Source organism: Streptomyces sp. NPDC051018 (assembly GCF_044456085.1).
GTDB lineage: Bacteria > Actinomycetota > Actinomycetes > Streptomycetales > Streptomycetaceae > Streptomyces.
Map to the genome: position 1 here is coordinate 169473 of NZ_JBITFN010000008.1, position 19066 is coordinate 188538.

Genomic DNA, 19066 nt, shown 5'->3' on the forward strand with positions numbered 1-19066 from the left:
GTAGCGTCTGATCTTGACCGGACGAACTCACGTCAGGGCAAACCGAGCGGGGTGAGGGACATGGCGACCAAGGACACCGGCGGCGGACAGCAGAAGGCCACGCGTTCCACGGAGGAGGTCGAGGAGCAGGCGCAGGACGCGCAGGCCTCGGAAGACCTCAAGGAGCGCCAGGAGAAGCTGTCCGACGACGTGGACTCCGTACTCGACGAAATCGACGACGTGCTCGAGGAGAACGCCGAGGACTTCGTGCGTTCCTTTGTGCAAAAGGGCGGAGAGTAGCTCCCCCGGACCGCAGGGGGACATCTCCCCCGTCCATCCGTTCCGGTGCGCCGGCGAGAGCCGCGCACCGGGGCGGATGAGCGGTCACGGCGCGGGTAAGGTCCGTGCACAGTTCGTAAGATCGGCCCGCGCCCGACACGGCGGGCCGCCGCCTATCCGGAAGGAAACTCGTGGAAGCCAACACTCGTGGCACCGGGCGTCTGCCAGCAGCCTTCCTGACACCGGGCTCCTCGTCCTTCATGGACTTCCTCGGCGACCACTCCCCGGAGCTGCTGCCCGGGAAGCGGGTGCTGCCGCCCGTGCAGGGGGCCTTCGAGGCCCCGCACGGCACGACGATCGTGGCCGTGACGTTCCCCGGGGGCGTGGTGCTCGCCGGTGACCGCCGCGCCACGATGGGGAACATGATCGCGCAGCGGGACATGGAGAAGGTGTTCCCGGCCGATGAGTACTCGGCGGTGGGCATCGCGGGCAGCGCGGGGCTCGCCGTGGAGATGGTCAAGCTGTTCCAGCTGGAGCTGGAGCACTTCGAGAAGGTCGAGGGCGCCCAGCTCTCCCTGGAGGGCAAGGCCAACCGGCTGTCCACCATGATCCGCGGCAATCTCGGCATGGCCATGCAGGGCCTGGCCGTGGTGCCCCTCTTCGCGGGGTACGACGTGGACCGCGGCACCGGCCGTATCTTCTCCTACGACGTGACCGGCGGCCGCTCCGAGGAGCAGGGGTACGCGGGCACCGGTTCCGGCTCGATCTTCGCCCGCGGGGCCATGAAGAAGCTCTACCGCGACGATCTGACCGAGGAACAGGCCACCACACTGGTGGTCCAGGCGTTGTACGACGCGGCGGACGACGACTCGGCGACCGGCGGGCCCGATATCGCCCGCCGGATCTTCCCGCTCGTCACCGTGATCACCGAGGACGGTTTCCGCCGCCTCACCGACGAGGAGTCCTCCGCGGTCGCCCGCTCGATCGTGGACCGCCGTCTCGAACAGCCCGACGGCCCGCGCGCCGCGCTCCTCTGATGTACTCGCCACTGACAGAAAGGGACGGATAGCCGGTGACGACGCCGTTCTATGTCTCGCCCGCCCAGGCCATGCAGGACCGGGCGGAATTCGCCCGCAAAGGCATCGCCCGCGGCCGCAGTCTTGTTGTGCTCCAGTACGCCGACGGCATTGTCTTCGTCGGTGAGAACCCGTCCCGTGCGCTGCACAAATTCAGCGAGATCTACGACCGGATCGCCTTCGCCGCGGCCGGAAAGTACAACGAGTACGAAAACCTCCGGATCGGCGGAGTCCGCTATGCCGATCTGCGCGGCTACACCTATCACCGTGAGGATGTGACCGCCCGCGGTCTGGCGAATGTGTACGCCCAGACGCTCGGCACCATTTTCTCCAGCCAGGCCGAGAAGCCCTATGAGGTGGAACTGGTCGTCGCCGAGGTCGGCGCCACCCCGGACGGCGACCAGATCTACCGGCTGCCGCACGACGGGTCGATCGTGGACGAGCACGGTTCGGTCGCGGTCGGCGGCAACGCGGAGCAGCTCAGTACCTTCCTCGACCAGCGGCACCGTGACGGGATGTCGCTCGCCGAGGCGCTGAAGCTGGCCGTGGAGGCCCTGTCGAACCAGCCGAACGGCAGCGACCGGGAGATCCCCGCGGAGCGGCTGGAGGTGGCGGTCCTGGACCGTACGCGACCCCAGCAGCGGAAGTTCAAGCGGATCGTGGGCCGGCAGCTCGCCCGGCTGCTGGACGCGGACGGGGCGGCTTCGGCGCCGACGGACGCGCCGTCCGACTCCGTGGAGGAGACCGAGGAGGGCGAGGAGAGCGGCGAGCAGTAGCGCATCGGCGTATCGCCCGGAGTCACAGGAAGCAACGGCAGCGTTCAGCGTTCGGCCGGCGCTTGTCCAGCGGCCCCGGCCCAGGGCCGCCCACGTGGGGAGCCCGGGCCGGGGCCGTTCCCGTACCGCGCCGGTCGCGTGCGCTCAGGGCAGCGTCCAGCGGTGGAGTCCCCTCGGACCGCGGGTCAGCCAGGTGCCGTCGCCGAGCGCGGTCACCCGGTCGGCCGAAGCCGGATAGCGCATCCTGCCCAGCGGCCGGAGCGTGATCGCGTCGCACAGCCAGTGACGTCCGGTGCTCCGCCGTCCCGGACCGCGGAGCCGGCCCGTGACCAGAAGATGCCGGTCGTCGAGGAGGAAGGCGTCGTCGAACTCGTCGCCGCCCTCCTGAGGCCCATGGCACCGGTCGCGGTCGCCGGTGAGCCGGGTGAGGTCGTACAGGGCCGCAGGTTCGTCCGCGGCCACATCGTGCGAGGCCAGCTCGTCACGGTCGTCGTTGGGGGCGATCTGTTCGGCGCGCCGCATGGTGAGCACCCGTGACACCCCGGGCAGAAAGCCGATCACCTCGCGCATCAGGGTGCCGCCCCTGATGTGGAGCCCGTCGTGGCGCGGTTCGATCCACCAGGTCGACCAGCTGTACCGGGCCGTCCAGCAGGACAGGGCGAGCAGCGAGCCGTGGGGATGCCAGCGCTGGGTGACCGCGGCGGCGCTGCCGTCGACCGGGCGGCCGGTACGGATCCGCCCGGTGAGGGCGTCGAGCAACAGCAGCACATTGCGTGCGCCGCGCGGCCGGCTCCGGCCGTCCGGGGGCCGGGTTCCACCGCCGCCGGGCCCCGGCACCAGCACACTGACCAGACCGCCGTCCGCGCTCACGGCGGGCGGTCCGGGTGCGCGCGGGCCCCGGGGCCCGCCCTGCCAGGGAGCGTGCGGTAACGCCCAGCGGGTGCTTCCGTCCGGCCCGATACGGCGGATTCCTCCGGCCTCACAGACGACGGCCCCGTCCTCCAGCGGGGTCGCCGCCGCGCGCCGGGGCAGGGAGAGCGTCCGTACGGGGGTGAGTGTGCCGGTCAGGAAGGCACCGGCGTCATGGATCTCCAGCCGGCTCCGGTCCACCACCGCCAGCCGTCCGCCGCCGAGCGGAGTCACCGTGCCCGGCGCGGCGACCGTCCCGATCAGGACAGCGTCGATCGGGGTCTGGGCCGGACACGTCATGATCGTGATCGTGACACGGCGCCGCCCGTGGTCTCAAGGGGCCGTTCCACGGTCCCCGTCCCGGGCGGGGCCCGAGGAGCCGCGGACGACCAGTTCGACCGGCAGATCGTCCCCCTCCGGCCGCTGTCCGTGGAGGACCGCGAGCAGTGCCGACATCCCGCGCTCGCCGACCCGCTCGGCGGGCAGGCGCACGGTGGTCAGCTCCGGCTCCAGCGCGGTGGCGAGGCTGAGGTCGTCGAACCCGGTGACCGAGATATCGCCGGGAACGCCCAGCCCGAGACGGCGTACGGCCTTGCAGGCCCCGGCCGCCAGGATGTCCCCGTCGCACACGATCGCGGTGGGCCGCGGGCCCGGCCCGCCGAGCGCCGCTTCCGCGGCCTCACGGGCGGCGTCCACGGAGAACGGCACGCGGACGGACCGTACCGAAGTGCCGGTGACCCGGTCGAGCGCGGCCGTGAGCGACCGGGCACGGGTGTCGAACGTCCAGGAGGTCACCGCCGACGCGAGATGCACGAACCGCCGGTGGCCGAGGGCCAGCAGATGCTCCGCCGTCCGCCGCATGCCGTCCGCGATGTCGAGATTCACATGGGCGGCGGCTCCCCGGTCGGACGGGTCGCTGTCGAGCAGGACGAGCGGGAGATCGGTGCCCCGGAACGCGGCGAGGGCCTCGGAGGCCATGGAGGAGGCGATCACGCCGTCGAGGGCGGCCCGGGCGGAGGCGAAGGGGTCCCTGGCGGGGCCGATGCCGTCGGGGGAGGGGTAGACGACCACACCGAAGCCGTGCTCGGCCGCCACGGAGGCGGCCCCCGTGTACACACGGGCGAAGAACTCGTTGGTGAGGGCGGGGACCACCAGCAGCGCGGTCCTGGTCCGCCCGAGGCGGAGATTCCGGGCGGCCAGATTGGGCCGGTACCCGAGCGCCGTGGCCTTGTCCCGTACGGCGTCGGCGGTCGTCACGGAGACCCTGCCGCGCCACTTGCCGCCCATCACCAGGGACACGGTCGCCTGCGAGACGCCCGCGGCGCGTGCCACATCGCGGCTGGTGGGCCGCGCGCCCGGGGCGGTTCCGGCCCCGGGAGGGGCGTCCCGTGCCTCGCCGGCGGTCCCATGACCGCCCGGGGGCCCGGGGGCCGCACCTCCGGGGCCCTGCCGCCGCGGGCCCGTGTCACCACGGCCGTCGGCGCCGGTCCCGGACGCGGGCACCCCGTGGCCCCGGTCAGCCGTCGCGCCGTCCGGATCCGGCCCGTTCCCGCCGCCCGCCGGAACGCGCGGGCCGGTGCCGTGTCCTCGGGACCCCTGTGCCATGACTGCCGTCCTCCGGCGGGTGGCCGCCCGGCGATCGTATGGTCCCCCGGACGGCGGCGCATGGACCGGAGGCTGCAGACATGGTACGTATAACGTCGCCAGGTTATACGTAAAACTCGGCCCGGGCCGGGAGAGAGGAGCCCGACATGGCCCAGGGAACCGGCGGCTACGCGGACATCCTCAAGGCCCCCCACGCCGCACGGCTGCTCGCCGGGACGCTCGTGGGGCGGCTGCCCAACGCCACCGCGCCCGTGGCCATCGTGCTGTTCACCCGGGCGGAGGGCGGGAGCTACAGCCTCGCCGGCGGGCTCGCCGCGGCGTACGGGATCGCCAACGCCGTCGGGCAGCCCCTCCTCGGGCGGGCCGTCGACCTGCGCGGCCAGCCGCGCGTCCAGCTGCCCACCGCCGTCGTCTCCGCGCTCGGCATGGTGCTGCTCGCCGTCGCGGGGACCGGCTCGCTCCCCGTCGCCTACGCGGCCGTCGCCGTCGCCGGACTCTTCACCCCGCCCCTGGAGGGCGGACTGCGCGCCCTGTGGCCGGGAGTCCTGGGCCGGGAGGACCGGGTCCACCGCGCGTACGCCCTGGACGCGGTCGCCCAGGAGATCATGTTCACCCTCGGACCGCTTCTGGTCACCCTGCTCGTCTCGCTCTGGTCCGCGGGCGCCGCGCTGCTGGTGATCAACGTTCTCGGCGTGCTGGGCGCGCTCAGCGTGGTCGTGTCCGAGCCCTCCAGGCTCTGGCGCTCCGCGCCCCGCGAGGCCCACTGGCTCGGCGCCCTGCGCTCACCCGGTCTGCTCGCCCTGCTCGGGGCGTTCTTCTTCGTCGGGCTGGCACTCGGCTCGATCACCGTCGCCGCGGTCGCCTACGCTGACGGGCACGGCGGCGAGGCCGTGTACGGCTGGCTGATGGCAGCGCTCGGCCTCGGGGCGCTCATCGGAGGCGTCCTGTACGGCGCCCGGGAGTGGACGGGCGCCCCCGAACGCAGGCTCCGCGTCCTCGTGGCGCTGCTCGCGCTCGGCTATCTGCCGCCCGCGCTCACGCCCGGTGTCCCCGCCATGGCCGCGCTCTGCGCCGCCGCCGGGGTGTTCCTCGCCCCCGCGATCGCCTGCGCCTTCGTCGTCGTGGACCGGCACGCGCCCAGGGGCACGGTCACCGAGGCGTTCTCCTGGCTGGTGACCACCTTCGGAGTCGGCGCGGCGGCCGGCACCGCCGTCGCGGGGCCCGTGGTCGAGATGGGCGGCACAGCCCGCGGCTTCGCCGTCGCCGGGGCCGGCGGAATCGCCGCGCTGCTGGTGCTGACGGCCACCCGGCGGGTGCTGTCCGCTCCCGTACGCACCGAGGACACCAGGGGTTCCGCGACCGGTCCGCCGGCCGCCGCCGTGGAAGATGATCGGAACGGTGTCGGCGAACCCGGTTTGAGCTCAGGGCTTGAGGCGTAATGTTCAGACATGGACCGCCGCATTTTCGGGCTGGAGAACGAGTACGGCGTCACGTGCACGTTCAGGGGACAGCGCCGACTGTCACCTGACGAAGTGGCGCGCTACCTCTTCCGCCGTGTCGTCTCATGGGGCCGCAGCAGCAATGTCTTCCTGCGGAACGGCGCCCGCCTCTACCTCGACGTGGGTTCGCATCCGGAATACGCCACACCCGAATGCGACAATGTGACCGAGCTGGTCACCCACGACAAGGCGGGCGAGCGCATTCTCGAAGGACTGCTCGTCGACGCCGAACGCCGTCTGCACGAGGAGGGAATCGCGGGCGACGTCTATCTGTTCAAGAACAACACCGACTCGGCGGGAAACTCCTACGGCTGCCACGAGAACTACCTCGTCGCCCGCCACGGCGAGTTCTCCCGGCTCGCGGACATCCTCATCCCCTTCCTGGTCACCCGTCAGCTGCTCTGCGGCGCGGGCAAGGTGCTCCAGACCCCGCGCGGCGCGGTCTACTGCGTCAGCCAGCGCGCCGAACACATCTGGGAGGGGGTCAGCTCCGCGACCACCCGTTCGCGCCCGATCATCAACACCCGGGACGAGCCGCACGCGGACGCCGAGCGCTACCGCCGCCTCCATGTCATCGTCGGCGACTCGAACATGTCCGAGACGACCATGCTCCTCAAGGTCGGCGCGACCGACCTCGTGCTGCGCATGATCGAGGCGGGCACCGTGATGCGCGACCTCACCCTGGAGAACCCGATCCGGGCGATCCGCGAGGTCAGCCACGACATCACCGGACAGCGCAAGGTGCGCCTCGCCAGCGGGCGCGAGGCGTCCGCGCTGGAGGTCCAGCGGGAGTACTACGAGAAGGCCGTCGACTTCGTCGACCGGCGGGGCATCCGCACCGGCGTCGTCGAACAGGTGCTGGAGCTGTGGGGCCGCACGCTGGACGCGATCGACTCGGAGGACCTCGACCGCATCGGCACCGAGATCGACTGGGTCATGAAGTACAAGCTCATCGAGCGCTACCGGGCCAAGCACAACATGACCATGTCCCATCCGCGGGTCGCCCAGATAGACCTCGCCTACCACGACATCCACCGCAGGCGCGGGCTGTACTACCTCCTGGAGCGCAAGGGCCAGGCTGCCCGGATCTGCAACGACCTGAAGATCTTCGAGGGCAAGTCCGTGCCCCCGCAGACCACCCGGGCACGGCTGCGCGGCGACTTCATCCGCCGCGCCCAGGAGCAGCGGCGGGACTTCACCGTCGACTGGGTCCACCTCAAGCTGAACGACCAGGCACAGCGGACCGTGCTGTGCAAGGACCCCTTCCGCTCCGTGGACGACCGGGTCGAGAAGCTCATCGCAGGCATGTAGCACCCCACCCGACCGGGCACCCGCGAGCCGGCCGAAGGCGCCCGGGGCTGCCCGGTCGGGAGGTTGCGCGGTGCCCGGTGCCGCACCCACAGGCGCGGCAACCGAGCTTTCCACGAGTGAGCCGAAGAGGCGCGCGGCGTCCGGTCGGGAGTATGCGCGGTGGCTGGTGCCGCACCTGCGGGGGTGGTGACCGGGCTTTCCGCGAGTGGGCCGAAGAGACGTGCCGGGCCGATAGGGAGGTCGCGCGATGCCCGTGCCGCGCCAGCGGGGGGTGGGTGACCGGGTTTTCCGGGAGTGGGCTGAAGAGAGAGCCGGGCCGATAGGGGGGTCGCGCGGAGGCGGGTGCCGCGCCTGTGGGGTTGGGTGACCGGGTGTTTCGCGAGTGAGCTGAAGAGGCGCGCGGGTGCCGAAAGGGAGAACGCGCGGAGGCCGCGAGGAACGAGTGGTCGAGCACGATCGACCGTCGGTGCACGCTTGAGCGCCTCGGAGGTGACCCGAGCGCTCAAAAAGGCAGGCACGATCGACCGTCGGTGCACGCTAAAGCGCCTCGGAGGTGAACCGAGCGCCCAAAAGAGGGGGGAACGCCACTCGGGCCCCGTACGTTCCGCGTACGGGGCCCTCGGCACGGCCTAGAGTGTCGGGGGACTGTTACCGTGCCGTCTGAGATCTGAGGAACACGTGCGCCGAATTGCCGGCCTTCTTGTCGTCCCCCTGCTGCTGTTGTCGACAGCGGCGTGCGGCAGTGAGGACAAGGGCTCCGACTCCATCTCGTCCAAGGGCGGCCTCCCCGCCATCACCGCCGGTGCCGAGTTCGGGAAGAAACCGACTCTGGCGAAGGGCGAGGGCGACCCGCCGAAGCAGCTGAAGATCGAGGTCATCAGCGAGGGCAAGGGAGCCGTCCTCAAGAAGGGCGACCAGGCCTCGGTGAACTACCTCGGCCAGGAGTGGGACGAGAACAAGCCCTTCGACGAAAGCTTCAAGCGCGGCGAGCCCTTCGATGTCTCCATCGGGGGCCAGGGCGTGATCGAGGGCTGGCAGAAGGCCCTGGAGGGCCAGAAGATCGGCAGCCGCCTTGAGGTGGCCATTCCGCCGAGCCTCGGCTACGGCAGCGAGGCCAAGGGCGACATCAAGGCCAACGCCACGCTGGTCTTCGTCATGGACATCGTCAAGGGCACCAGTGTTCCGGTGTCCGCCAAGGGCACCGCGGTCGCCCAGACCGACACCGACCTGCCGAAGGTGGGCACCAACGACGACGGCAAGGCCCCCTCGCTTACCGTCCCGAAGTCGGCCGCCCCCAAGAAGCTCGTCTCCAACTACGTCCTGGAGGGCAAGGGCCCCCTGGTCACCGCCAAGGACAACGTCGTCGTCAAGTACGAGGCGTACCTGTGGGAGGGCGGCAAGCAGTTCGACAGCACGTACAAGGCGCAGACCACCCAGACCTTCCCGCTGGACCAGCTCACGCTGAAGGGCCTCAAGGACGGTCTCGCGGGCAAGAAGCTCGGCAGCCGCGTCCTGCTGGTCATCCCGCCGGACCAGGGCTTCGGCGCCAAGGAGCAGCAGGGCATCCCGAAGAACTCCACGCTGGTCTTCAGCGTGGACCTTCTGGCGAAGGTGTAAGACTGTCCCGGTTGCCCGTTCACCTTTGTGAGGAGCTAGTTCAGTGAGCATCGAGAAGCCCGAGATCGATTTCCCGGGCGGCGAGCCGCCGGCCGACCTGGAGATCAAGGACATCTGGGAGGGTGACGGCCCGGAGGCCAAGGCGGGCGACTTCGTCTCCGTCCACTATGTGGGTGTGGCCTTCTCCACCGGTGAGGAGTTCGACGCGTCCTGGAACCGCGGCCAGCCGCTGAAGTTCCAGCTCGGTGTCGGCCAGGTCATCCCCGGCTGGGACCAGGGAGTGCAGGGCATGAAGGTCGGCGGGCGCCGTCAGCTGATCATCCCCGCGAAGCTCGCCTACGGCGACCGTGGCGCGGGCGGCCGGATCAAGCCGGGCGAGACCCTGATCTTCGTCTGCGACCTGGTGTCCGTCTGAGCCGGTGACGGCCGGTGCAGGGCCCCTGCTCCCCGGAGCATGGGCCCTCGGTCTTTGCCTCATTTTTTGCCGCGTTTTTGCTGAGGGCCGCCCTCGGCTTTTCCCGTGACACCCCGGGGCTGTACGGTCATCGGGCGGAACGCGACTCGATCAGAAGAGGTGCAGGGCGTCGATGGCCATTGCCAAGGCCGAGCGGCTGATGAATCTGGCGCTGTGCCTGCTGGGGACGCGGCGCCCGCTCAGCAAGCGCGAACTTCGCGAGTCCATCGAAGCCTATGTCGAGGCGTTCCGCTCCGCCGAGTCCGGGACGGCGTCCGAGGACTCCTTCAACCGGATGTTCGAGCGCGACAAGGACGATCTGCGCGAACTCGGTCTGGTCATCGAGACGGTGGAGAACCTCGACGGCGAGGTCGGCTATCTCGCCCGCCGCGACAGCAACCGGCTGCCCCCGATCACCTTCGACGCGGAGGAGGCCGCCGCGCTCGGTCTCGCCGCCAAGGTGTGGCAGCAGGCGCGGCTCGCCGGTGCCGCCAGCGGTGCGCTCCAGAAGCTGCGCGCCGCGGGGATGCCCGAGGCGGAGGACTCGTACGAGGCCCAGCACAGCGCGCTGGAGCCGCGGATCCCGGTCCACGAGGCCGCGTTCGAGCCCCTGATGCTCGCCTGCCGTGACCGCAGGCCCGTCGTCTTCGACTACCGCAAGGCCAACGCCGCGCGTCCCGGGCAGCGTACGGTCGAGCCGTGGACGCTGGAGTGCTGGCGCGGCCACTGGTATCTGGCGGGCTGGGACCGGGACCGGGCCGCCGAACGGGTGTTCCGGCTCTCCCGGATCACCGGCCGGGTCCGCTCGCGCGCCGGGTCGTTCACCGCGCCCGTGCCCGATGTGGTCACCGTCCGGGAGACCGTGGAGACCTGGGCGGGCGAGACGGCGACCCGTACCGCCCGGATCAGACTGCGCTCCGGCTCCGGCTATCCGCTGCGCGCCCGCGCCGGGTCGGTGCGGGAAGTGGACGGCGACTGGGACGAGTTGGAGATTCCGTACGGACACGGACTGGACGCCTGGCTGGTGGAGTTCGGCCCGGACGTGGTCGTGCTGGAGCCCGCCGATCTGCGGGCCGATGTCGTGGACCGGCTGCGTGCCGTGGCCAAGGGCTGAGGGGAAGGCGTACGGACCATGGCCACCAACGCCATTGACCAGACCCGGCGGATGCTCTCGCTGGTGACCTATCTGAGGGAGCGCCCCGGCGCCCATGTGGCCGATGTGGCCCGTGCGTTCGGGATCAGTGAGGACGAGCTGATCTCCGATCTCGATGTGCTGCCGATGTGCGGGACCAGCTTCCGGGGCGGCGACCTCCTCGATATCGACACCGACGGCGACCGCATCTGGTGGCACAACCCGGACGATGTCGCCGAGCCGCTGCGGCTCGCGGCCGACGAGGCGACCGCGCTCCTGGTGGCCGCGCGCGCCGTGGCGACGCTGCCGGGGCTGCGCGAGGGCGACCGGGAGGCGCTGGTGCGCGCCACCGCGAAGCTGGAGACGGCGGCGGGGGAGGTGGCCGGGGCGTCCGCCCGGATGGCGGTGACCTTCGAGTCCGAGGGCGGGGTCTTCGCCGAGGTGGACCGGGCCATTTCGGAGCGGCGGCGGCTGTGGCTGCGCTACTACTCGCCCGCGCGGGACGAGCTGACCGAGCGTGAGGTCGATCCGATCCGGCTCTTCGCCGTCGGGCACACCTATATGGAGGCGTGGTGCCGGCTCTCCGAGGCGCGCCGGACCTTCCGGCTGGACCGGGTGGCGGAGATCCGGCTGCTGGACGCTCCGGCCGCGCCGCCCGAGATAGAGCTGAGGGATCTGTCGGAGGGGCTGGTGCAGCCCTCGGCGGACGATCCCGAGGTGGTGGTCGAGGTCGGGCCCGGCGGGCGGTGGGTGGCCGAGTACTACCCCCACGACCGGGCGGAGGATCTGGCCGACGGCGGCCTGCGGATCACCCTGCGGACTCCGTCTCCGGCCTCCCTGCGCCGGCTCGCGCTGCGGCTCGGGCAGGACGGGCGGATCGTCGCACCGGAGGAGCTGGCGGAAAGTGCCAGGCAGGCGGCCCGTGACGCCCTCGCCGCGTATGGCGACGCGGTCTAGTGCTGTGACCGGAGAGGTTCACCGGCCCGCGACGCCCTGCACGGCTCCCCCTGGGCCCGGCGGCCCGGAGGTACCCCCAGCTGCGTTGTCGGACCGCGCGAGTACGGCGAGTACGGGCTGCGGACCTCCGCCTTGCGCTGCACCGCACCGGACGCCGCGGGCCCACGGCAAACCTTTCCGGCCACAGCACTACCGGTCCGGAACGCCGGCATCGATTTCCGGCCGGGGCAGACAGCGGCCCGGGCGGCGCGGGATCATCGGTCGGGAGTGGCAGGAAAGAGCTGTCCGCGATGAGTGACGGAATGAGCGGCGGTCGGGAGTCGCCGGTCAGGAATAGGGAGATTTGCGTCGTATGTCTCTGATGTCAGATATTGCGGCCTCGGTGGGCCCTGTTCACTTCCGGGCCGCGTGCCCCGACTGCCGTGCCCGTTTCGAACTGGCCGCGGACGCGCTGCGGCTGGCGATCGGCGGCAGCCCCCGTACGACGTTCTACTCCTTCACCTGCCCCGAGTGCGGCTCCGCCGTACGCAAGCCGGCCGGTGAGCGGATCGTCGAACTCCTCACCGGCGGAGGCGTCCGCACGCTCCGCCTCCAGCCCGCCGCTCCGAACGCCTGAGTGAGGAGCAGTCCGTGTACTGGCCCATGATCGCCGTCGTCCTCGGCTTCGCCGGGATCGCCGTCCTCGGCGTCCTCGGGATCCGAGTGTTCATCGAGGCCCAGCGGCTGGGGCGCGAGGTCGCGCACACGGCGGAGCGGATCAACCGGGCCGCGGAGGACCTGGAGCGGGCCGCCGCGGACCTCGCCCGCGACGGGGAGACCCTGCGGCGCTGACGCGCCCGGAATTTGTGACTGTGTCGTACAAATGGTGGCGGACACACTCTGATGTACGGGCGTTGTGGACGGTACGCTGAAGCGGCGGCAGCAGGCAATGAGGCGCCTGCCGCCAACGGGAGTACGTCAGGGGATTGCCTTGCGTTCACCCGTGAGAGTTACGATCGCTGCTGGTCGTGGCCGGGACACCGCCACCACGGTCCACAGCCCAGCCCCATGCCGCCTCGGTGAGAAGGTAGACACCCGTTATGTTCCGACAGATCGGTCCGTTGGAGATCACCCTCATCCTCCTTGCCATCTTTCTCCTCTTCGGGGCCAAGAAGCTTCCCGACATGGCCCGTTCGCTGGGCAAGTCCGCCCGCATCCTGAAGAGCGAGGCCCGGGCGATGAAGTCCGAGGGCGGCCCGTCGTCCACCGCCCCCGCCGACCCGCCGCAGGACCCGGCTCCGGGGCAGACCACCGCCCCGCGGACGATCCAGGCGTCGCCCGGCGATGTGACGAGCGCCCGTCCCGTGGCCGAGCCCACCGACACCCCCCAGCGCTGACCACAAGGCCGCCCCCGCTGGGCTGTCTGCCGCACGAGATGAGGACGTGGGTTGCTCAAGCCTGCCCGCTCGAAACAGAAGGCGAAGGACCCCGAGGGGCGGATGCCGCTCGCGGACCATCTGCGTGAGCTGCGCAACCGGCTCGCGAAGGGACTGCTGGCGATCATCGTCGCCAGCATCATCGCCGGCTTCTACAACAAGGAGCTGATGGACTTCCTCGCGGCGCCCGTCCCGGCGTGCGAGCCGGGCCAGACCAACACCGGCGGCAAGTGCGCCAACATCGTCTTCAACAAGCTGCTGTCGCCCTTCACCACCACCGTGAAGGTGACCCTGCTGGCGGGCGTGGTCCTCTCCTGTCCGGTCTGGCTGTACCAGCTCTGGGCGTTCGTCGCCCCCGGGCTGCACCGCAGCGAGAAGAAGTACACGTACTACTTCGTCGCCGCCGCCGTGCCGCTCTTCATGGCCGGCGCCTACCTCGCGTACGTGGTCATGCCGATCAGCGTCAAGGTCCTGATCAGCATCACCCCCGACGCGGCGGGCAACCTCCTCGAACTGGACGACGTCCTCGACTTCACCGTGCGCATGGTGCTGGTGTTCGGGCTGGCCTTCGAACTCCCCCTGCTGCTGATCATGCTGAATCTGGTGGGTCTGGTCACCGGGCGCAGGATGGTCCACTGGTGGCGGGCCGTGGTGATGGGCGTCTTCGTCTTCGGCGCGATCGCCACCCCCACGACCGACCCCATCGGCATGATCGCCCTCTCCGGGCCGATCATCGTCCTGTACTTCGCGGCCGTGGGATTCGCGATGATCAACGACAGGCGCCGCGCACGGCGGAACCCGGACGCGGGACTCGACGACGACGAGGCGTCGCACCTGGACCTCACCCCCGAGGCCGTCGGCGGGACCGAACCGGTCGCCGCGGCACGCGCCCTGCCCGAGCAGGCGGGCGGCGAGGCGGACGGCGGGCGCGCTCCCCGGGTGAACGGATACGACGACATCACCTGAGACCGGGCGTCGCCACCCGGCGCGGGTACACCGGGATGCCACCGCAGGGGCCGGACGGACTTCATCCGTCACGGCCCCGCGCCATGTCGGGGCCCGCGCCGTCTCCGTCTCCGGCGCGTCCCGGCCCGTACCGTGTCCTGGCCCGTACCGTGTCCGGCTCCGAGCCACGTTCCGGCCCCGCTCCGCGCCTCGCTCCCGCCCCGCCCGGTGGGGCACGGACCCGGGCCGGAGGGGGATGGGTGCTCGGGGCGATTAACTCCGCGCTGACTGTCGTACCTGGCGGGTAGGCTCGTGACCAAGATGACCGAGGATCTCTCTCCCGCCGAGCGCTTCGCCGCCGCCCGCGTCCGCGCCGCCGACGAGGCGACCGCGCTGGCCCCCTTCCGCCGGATGTACGCCTTCGACCTGGACCCCTTCCAGCTCGAAGCCTGTCAGGCCCTGGAGGCGGGGAAGGGCGTGCTCGTCGCCGCGCCCACCGGCTCCGGCAAGACCATCGTCGGCGAGTTCGCCGTCCATCTCGCGCTCCAGCAGGGCCGCAAGTGCTTCTACACCACGCCGATCAAGGCGCTGTCCAACCAGAAGTACACCGACCTCGCCAAGCGCTACGGCGCCGGCCGGGTCGGCCTGCTGACCGGTGACAACAGCGTCAACGCCGATGCCCCGGTCGTCGTCATGACCACCGAGGTCCTGCGGAACATGCTGTACGCGGGCTCGCAGTCGCTGGTCAACCTGGGCTATGTGGTCATGGACGAGGTCCACTACCTCTCCGACCGCTTCCGCGGCGCCGTCTGGGAAGAGGTGATCATCCATCTGCCCGATTCCGTGACCCTGGTGTCACTGAGCGCGACCGTTTCGAATGCGGAGGAGTTCGGCGACTGGCTGGACACCGTCCGCGGCGACACCGAGGTCATCGTCTCCGAGCACCGGCCCGTGCCGCTGTGGCAGCACGTGATGGCCGGGCGCCGGATGTACGACCTCTTCGAGGAGGAGAGCGACCACGGGGGCCGGGGCACCGCCCGCCGTGAGGTCAACCCCGATCTCGTGCGCCTCGCGCGGATGGAGAACCAGCGCACGTACAACCCCCGCGACCGGCGGCGCGGCAAGATGATCCGCGAGGCCGACCGCGAGCGCGAGCGCCGCCAGCGCAGCCGGGTCTGGACACCCGGACGGCCCGAGGTCATCGAGCGCCTCGACGCTGAGGGGCTGCTGCCCGCGATCACCTTCATCTTCAGCCGGGCCGGGTGCGAGGCCGCCGTACAGCAGTGCCTGTACGCCGGACTGCGGCTCAACGACGAGGACGCCCGCGCCCGGGTCCGCGCCATCGTCGAGGAGCGGACCGCCGCCATCCCCACCGAGGATCTGAACGTCCTCGGCTACTACGAGTGGCTGGAAGGTCTCGAACGGGGCATCGCCGCGCACCACGCCGGCATGCTCCCGACCTTCAAGGAGGTCGTGGAGGAGCTGTTCGTCCGCGGGCTGGTGAAGGCCGTGTTCGCGACCGAGACCCTGGCCCTCGGCATCAATATGCCCGCCCGCTCCGTGGTCCTGGAGAAGCTCGTCAAATGGAACGGCGAGCAGCACGCCGACATCACCCCCGGTGAGTACACCCAGCTCACCGGGCGCGCCGGACGCCGGGGCATCGACATCGAGGGCCACGCGGTCGTGCTGTGGCAGCGCGCCATGGACCCGGCGGCCCTCGCGGGGCTCGCCGGCACCCGCACCTACCCGCTGCGCTCCAGCTTCAAGCCGTCGTACAACATGGCGGTCAATCTGGTGCAGCAGTTCGGGCGGCACCGCTCGCGCGAGCTGCTGGAGACCTCGTTCGCGCAGTTCCAGGCGGACCGTTCCGTCGTCGGCATCTCCCGCCAGGTCCAGAAGAACGAGGCGGGGCTGGAGGGCTACCGCGAGGGCATGACCTGCCACCTCGGCGACTTCGAGGAGTACGCGCGGCTGCGCCGCGACCTCAAGGACCGGGAGACGGAGCTGGCCAAGCAGGGCGCGGCCCAGCGCAGGGCCGCCGCCGCCGTCTCGCTGGAGAAGCTCAAGCCCGGCGATGTCATCCATGTCCCCACGGGCAAGTTCGCGGGCCTCGCGCTGGTCCTCGACCCGGGGATTCCCGCGGGCCGCACCAACGGCCACCGGGGCTTCGAGTACCACGACGGCCCGCGTCCGCTCGTCCTCACCGCCGAGCGGCAGGTCAAGCGGCTCGCGTCGATCGACTTCCCGGTGCCCGTGGAGGCGCTGGAGCGGATGCGGATCCCCAAGTCCTTCAATCCGCGCTCGCCCCAGTCCCGGCGGGATCTGGCGTCCGCGCTGCGTACCAAGGCCGGGCACATCGTCCCCGAGCGGCACCGCAAGCCGCGCTCGGCCGCCGCCGACGACCGCGAGATCGCCCGGCTGCGCGCGGAGCTGCGCGCCCACCCCTGCCACGGCTGCGCCGAGCGGGAGGACCACGCCCGCTGGGCCGAGCGCTACCACCGCCTCCAGCGGGACACCCGCCAGCTGGAGCACCGCATCGAGGGCCGTACGAACACGATCGCCCGCACCTTCGACCGTATCGTCGCTCTGCTCACCGAGATGGACTACCTCCGCGACGACGAGGTCACCGAGCACGGCAGGCGTCTCGCCCGCCTCTACGGCGAGCTGGACCTGCTGGCGAGCGAATGCCTCCGCGACGGCGTCTGGGAGGGTCTCGACCCGGCCGAGCTGGCCGCCTGTGTCTCGGCGCTGGTGTACGAGTCCCGTCAGGCCGATGACGCGGTCGCACCCAAGGTCCCCGGCGGCAGGGCGAAGACGGCGCTCGGGGAGATGGTCCGCATCTGGGGCAGGCTCGACGCCCTGGAGGAGGACTTCAGGATCAACCAGGCCGAGGGTGTCGGCCAGCGCGAGCCCGATCTCGGCTTCGCCTGGGCCGTCCACCAGTGGGCGTCGGACAAGAGCCTCGACGAGGTGCTGCGCGAGGCCGAGATGCCCGCCGGTGACTTCGTGCGCTGGTCGAAGCAGGTCATCGACGTACTCGGCCAGATCGCGGCGGCGGCTCCCCGGGAGAACAGCACGGTCGCGAAGAACGCGCGCAAGGCGGTGGACGCGCTGCTGAGAGGCGTGGTGGCGTACAGCTCGGTGGGCTGACGCGGGACGCCGGGCCGACCGGCTGGGTCGGCTGGGTCGGCTGCCCATGGGGCGCTTGGCCGACCGGCCGGTGGGGCAGGCCCGGTGGTCTCCCGCTCCCGGCCCCCGCGTCCGCACGGCACGGAGTGCGGATCCGACCAATCCGGGGTCCGTCCGGTACCGAATCCCCCGTCAGGAGCGGTGTCCGGCCGTCCCGGAGGGAGCGGTATGGCGGGGAAACGGTGGCGCACGGCCGTGGTGGACAGCAGGGCGGCGGGACTCAGCGCCGGGTCCGGGCCGCCGCGCCCACACCACGGGGTCCGGTACGAGGTGTACGGCCGACTCGGCGGGCATACGCGCACCCATGACGTACCGCCGGCCGTCGGGCCTGCGGACCGGTCGATCCGGATTCAGGGAAACGGTTCTCCGCCGGGCCGCGACACGGGCGTACGAGCGTCGCCGTCCGAGGCGGTCGGACCGGTGTCCGTCTGCCGGGCCTGGCGGGGGTGAGGTCATGGCAGCCTTCCTGACGGAACCGCCGTCCCCGCCGCTCCCGGGCGTGAGGCCCGCCGATGCCCGGTGCCGGCCCGGGGTCGCCGCTCCACCCGCGATGTCCCGGTTGCGTACCGCCGCCGCCGAGCGGTTCGTACGGCGTACTCTCGGCGGGCTGCCCCTGCGGGTACGATTCGGCGGCGGCGGGTCCGCGGGGCTCGGCGGGCCGCTGCTGGAGGTCCATGAGCCGCGCACCTTCGCCCGCCGGATCGGCGCCGGCGGGTTCACCGGCTTCGCCGAGTCCTATACGGCGGGGGAGTGGGACACCCCCGACGCGGTGGGCGTGCTCACCGTGCTCGCCGCGAGCGGCACCTCGCTCGTACCCGCCCGGCTCCGGCCGCCGCGACGCGCGGTCCCGGTGTACGGCCCCCCGGCCGGGCCCGTCGGCGCCGGTGGCCTTCCCGCCCGCTCCGGCGCGCTGTTCGGGCTCTTCCTGGACGAGACCATGTCGTACTCCTGCGCCGTCTTCCGCGGATTTCCCGCCGAGGAGCATCTGCTCGCCACCGCACAGCGGCGCGCGTGCGACCGGCTGCTCGACCTGGTGAACGCCACCGAGGGCACCCAGTTGCTGGAGATCGGCGCGGGCTGGGGCGAACTGGCGATCCGGGCCGCCCGCCGGGGTGCCCGGGTTCTCGCGATAGCCCTCACCCGCGAGCAGCGGGACCTGGCCCGGATGCGCGTTCTCCAGGAGGGGCTGGAGGACCGGGTGTCGGTGCTGCTGCGGGACTACCGCAAGGTGCTCGGACGGTTCGACGCCGTTGTGAGCGTCGAGACGGTCGAGACCGTCGGCGCGGAGCTGTGGCCCGACTGGTTCATGACCCTCGACCGGCTCCTCGCCCCCGGCGGGCGGGCCGCCCTCCAGACCGTCACCGTGCCGCACGAATGGCTCGTCTTCCCGGGCGGCGCCCCCGCCTGGAGCGGGGCGTACCTCTCCCCGGGCGTACAGCCGCCGTCGACCAGGGCGATCGAGGAGATTTCCCTGGGCTGCACGGCACTGCGCCCGGCCGCGCGCGACACCTTCGGTCCGCACTACGCCGAGACGCTGCGGCTGTGGCGGGAGCGCTTCACCGCACGGTCGGACGAGGCCGGGGCGCTCGGCTTCGGCACGGCGTTCCGGCGAATGTGGACCTTCCGTCTCGCCGCCGCCGAGGCGGGGTTCCGGGCGGGCTGTCTGGATGTGGAGCAGCTGTTGTTCACCAAGGCGGAGGGGTGAGCCGGACGCGAAGGGAGCGGGTGCCCGCACAGGGGCGGGCCCCGGGGACCGACCGGGGCCGGGCCGGGTTTTCCCGGGCCTGTCCGGCTCCCCCCGGTTTCCGTGTCCGGGGCCGGACAGCGTCTCGGCTCCGGTTGCCGGCGGGCCCCGGCCCGGTATCCCGGCTCCGGTTGCCGGCGGGCCCCGGTCCCGGTTGCCGGTCCCGGCTGTCGGCAGGG

General features: G+C 71.6%; 17 protein-coding genes. 15 read left to right on the forward strand and 2 right to left on the reverse strand.

The genetic code is table 11. The features are described 5' to 3' along the window. Positions 1-60 precede the first annotated feature (60 nt). From ACIBCM_RS16280 to prcA, 3 genes are all read left to right on the forward strand, one after another. Positions 61-279, forward strand: coding sequence for a ubiquitin-like protein Pup (locus ACIBCM_RS16280; RefSeq protein WP_011027899.1), 219 nt, complete (start codon positions 61-63; stop codon positions 277-279). Between the two features lie 170 nt (positions 280-449). Then, complete coding sequence (gene prcB, locus ACIBCM_RS16285) at positions 450-1295, forward strand: proteasome subunit beta (RefSeq protein ID WP_399243584.1); 846 nt, start codon at positions 450-452, stop codon at positions 1293-1295. A gap of 35 nt (positions 1296-1330) precedes the next feature. Further along, positions 1331-2110 (forward strand): proteasome subunit alpha, encoded by a 780-nt coding sequence (gene prcA, locus ACIBCM_RS16290; protein ID WP_399243586.1) that lies wholly within the window; start codon positions 1331-1333, stop codon positions 2108-2110. A gap of 144 nt (positions 2111-2254) precedes the next feature. Here the strand turns inward: prcA and ACIBCM_RS16295 are convergent, their stop codons facing one another. Both ACIBCM_RS16295 and ACIBCM_RS16300 read right to left on the reverse strand, forming a co-directional pair. Then, the gene (locus tag ACIBCM_RS16295; protein ID WP_399243588.1) at positions 2255-3319 is read right to left on the reverse strand and encodes a hypothetical protein; all 1065 of its coding nucleotides are present in this window, start codon (positions 3317-3319) and stop codon (positions 2255-2257) included. Between the two features lie 33 nt (positions 3320-3352). Continuing rightward, a complete protein-coding gene (locus tag ACIBCM_RS16300) occupies positions 3353-4351 on the reverse strand; it encodes a LacI family DNA-binding transcriptional regulator (protein WP_399243590.1) in 999 nt (332 codons plus the stop codon). 419 nt (positions 4352-4770) lie between these two features. Between ACIBCM_RS16300 and ACIBCM_RS16305 the strand changes: the two genes are divergently transcribed. The 12 genes from ACIBCM_RS16305 (at position 4771) to ACIBCM_RS16360 (ending at position 18848) form a co-directional block, all read left to right on the forward strand. Next, positions 4771-6063 carry an MFS transporter gene (locus tag ACIBCM_RS16305; RefSeq protein WP_399243592.1) on the forward strand — a complete coding sequence of 431 codons (1293 nt, stop codon included), beginning with the start codon at positions 4771-4773 and terminating at the stop codon, positions 6061-6063. 9 nt (positions 6064-6072) lie between these two features. Further along, positions 6073-7434 carry a Pup--protein ligase gene (gene pafA / locus ACIBCM_RS16310; RefSeq protein ID WP_399243594.1) on the forward strand — a complete coding sequence of 454 codons (1362 nt, stop codon included), beginning with the start codon at positions 6073-6075 and terminating at the stop codon, positions 7432-7434. A 678-nt stretch (positions 7435-8112) separates the two neighbouring features. Continuing rightward, on the forward strand, positions 8113-9051 hold the full coding sequence (locus tag ACIBCM_RS16315) for an FKBP-type peptidyl-prolyl cis-trans isomerase (protein WP_399243596.1): 939 nt from the start codon (positions 8113-8115) through the stop codon (positions 9049-9051). A 43-nt stretch (positions 9052-9094) separates the two neighbouring features. Beyond that, on the forward strand, positions 9095-9466 hold the full coding sequence (locus ACIBCM_RS16320; RefSeq protein WP_399243597.1) for an FKBP-type peptidyl-prolyl cis-trans isomerase: 372 nt from the start codon (positions 9095-9097) through the stop codon (positions 9464-9466). A gap of 172 nt (positions 9467-9638) precedes the next feature. Continuing rightward, positions 9639-10619, forward strand: a complete 981-nt coding sequence (locus ACIBCM_RS16325; protein ID WP_399243599.1) for a helix-turn-helix transcriptional regulator — start codon at positions 9639-9641, stop codon at positions 10617-10619. A gap of 18 nt (positions 10620-10637) precedes the next feature. Then, complete coding sequence (locus tag ACIBCM_RS16330; protein WP_399243601.1) at positions 10638-11594, forward strand: helix-turn-helix transcriptional regulator; 957 nt, start codon at positions 10638-10640, stop codon at positions 11592-11594. A 352-nt stretch (positions 11595-11946) separates the two neighbouring features. Next, the gene (locus tag ACIBCM_RS16335) at positions 11947-12210 is read left to right on the forward strand and encodes a hypothetical protein (RefSeq protein WP_399243603.1); all 264 of its coding nucleotides are present in this window, start codon (positions 11947-11949) and stop codon (positions 12208-12210) included. Between the two features lie 14 nt (positions 12211-12224). Further along, positions 12225-12425: a hypothetical protein gene (locus tag ACIBCM_RS16340; RefSeq protein ID WP_399243605.1), complete on the forward strand. Its 201-nt coding sequence runs from the start codon at positions 12225-12227 to the stop codon at positions 12423-12425. A gap of 248 nt (positions 12426-12673) precedes the next feature. Then, positions 12674-12970: a Sec-independent protein translocase subunit TatA gene (tatA, locus tag ACIBCM_RS16345; RefSeq protein ID WP_399243607.1), complete on the forward strand. Its 297-nt coding sequence runs from the start codon at positions 12674-12676 to the stop codon at positions 12968-12970. 102 nt (positions 12971-13072) lie between these two features. After that, on the forward strand, positions 13073-13975 hold the full coding sequence (gene tatC / locus ACIBCM_RS16350; protein WP_399243878.1) for a twin-arginine translocase subunit TatC: 903 nt from the start codon (positions 13073-13075) through the stop codon (positions 13973-13975). A 300-nt stretch (positions 13976-14275) separates the two neighbouring features. Continuing rightward, on the forward strand, positions 14276-17104 hold the full coding sequence (locus tag ACIBCM_RS16355) for a DEAD/DEAH box helicase (RefSeq protein ID WP_399243880.1): 2829 nt from the start codon (positions 14276-14278) through the stop codon (positions 17102-17104). A gap of 493 nt (positions 17105-17597) precedes the next feature. After that, complete coding sequence (locus ACIBCM_RS16360; RefSeq protein ID WP_399243609.1) at positions 17598-18848, forward strand: class I SAM-dependent methyltransferase; 1251 nt, start codon at positions 17598-17600, stop codon at positions 18846-18848. The last annotated feature ends 218 nt before the right edge of the window (positions 18849-19066 follow it).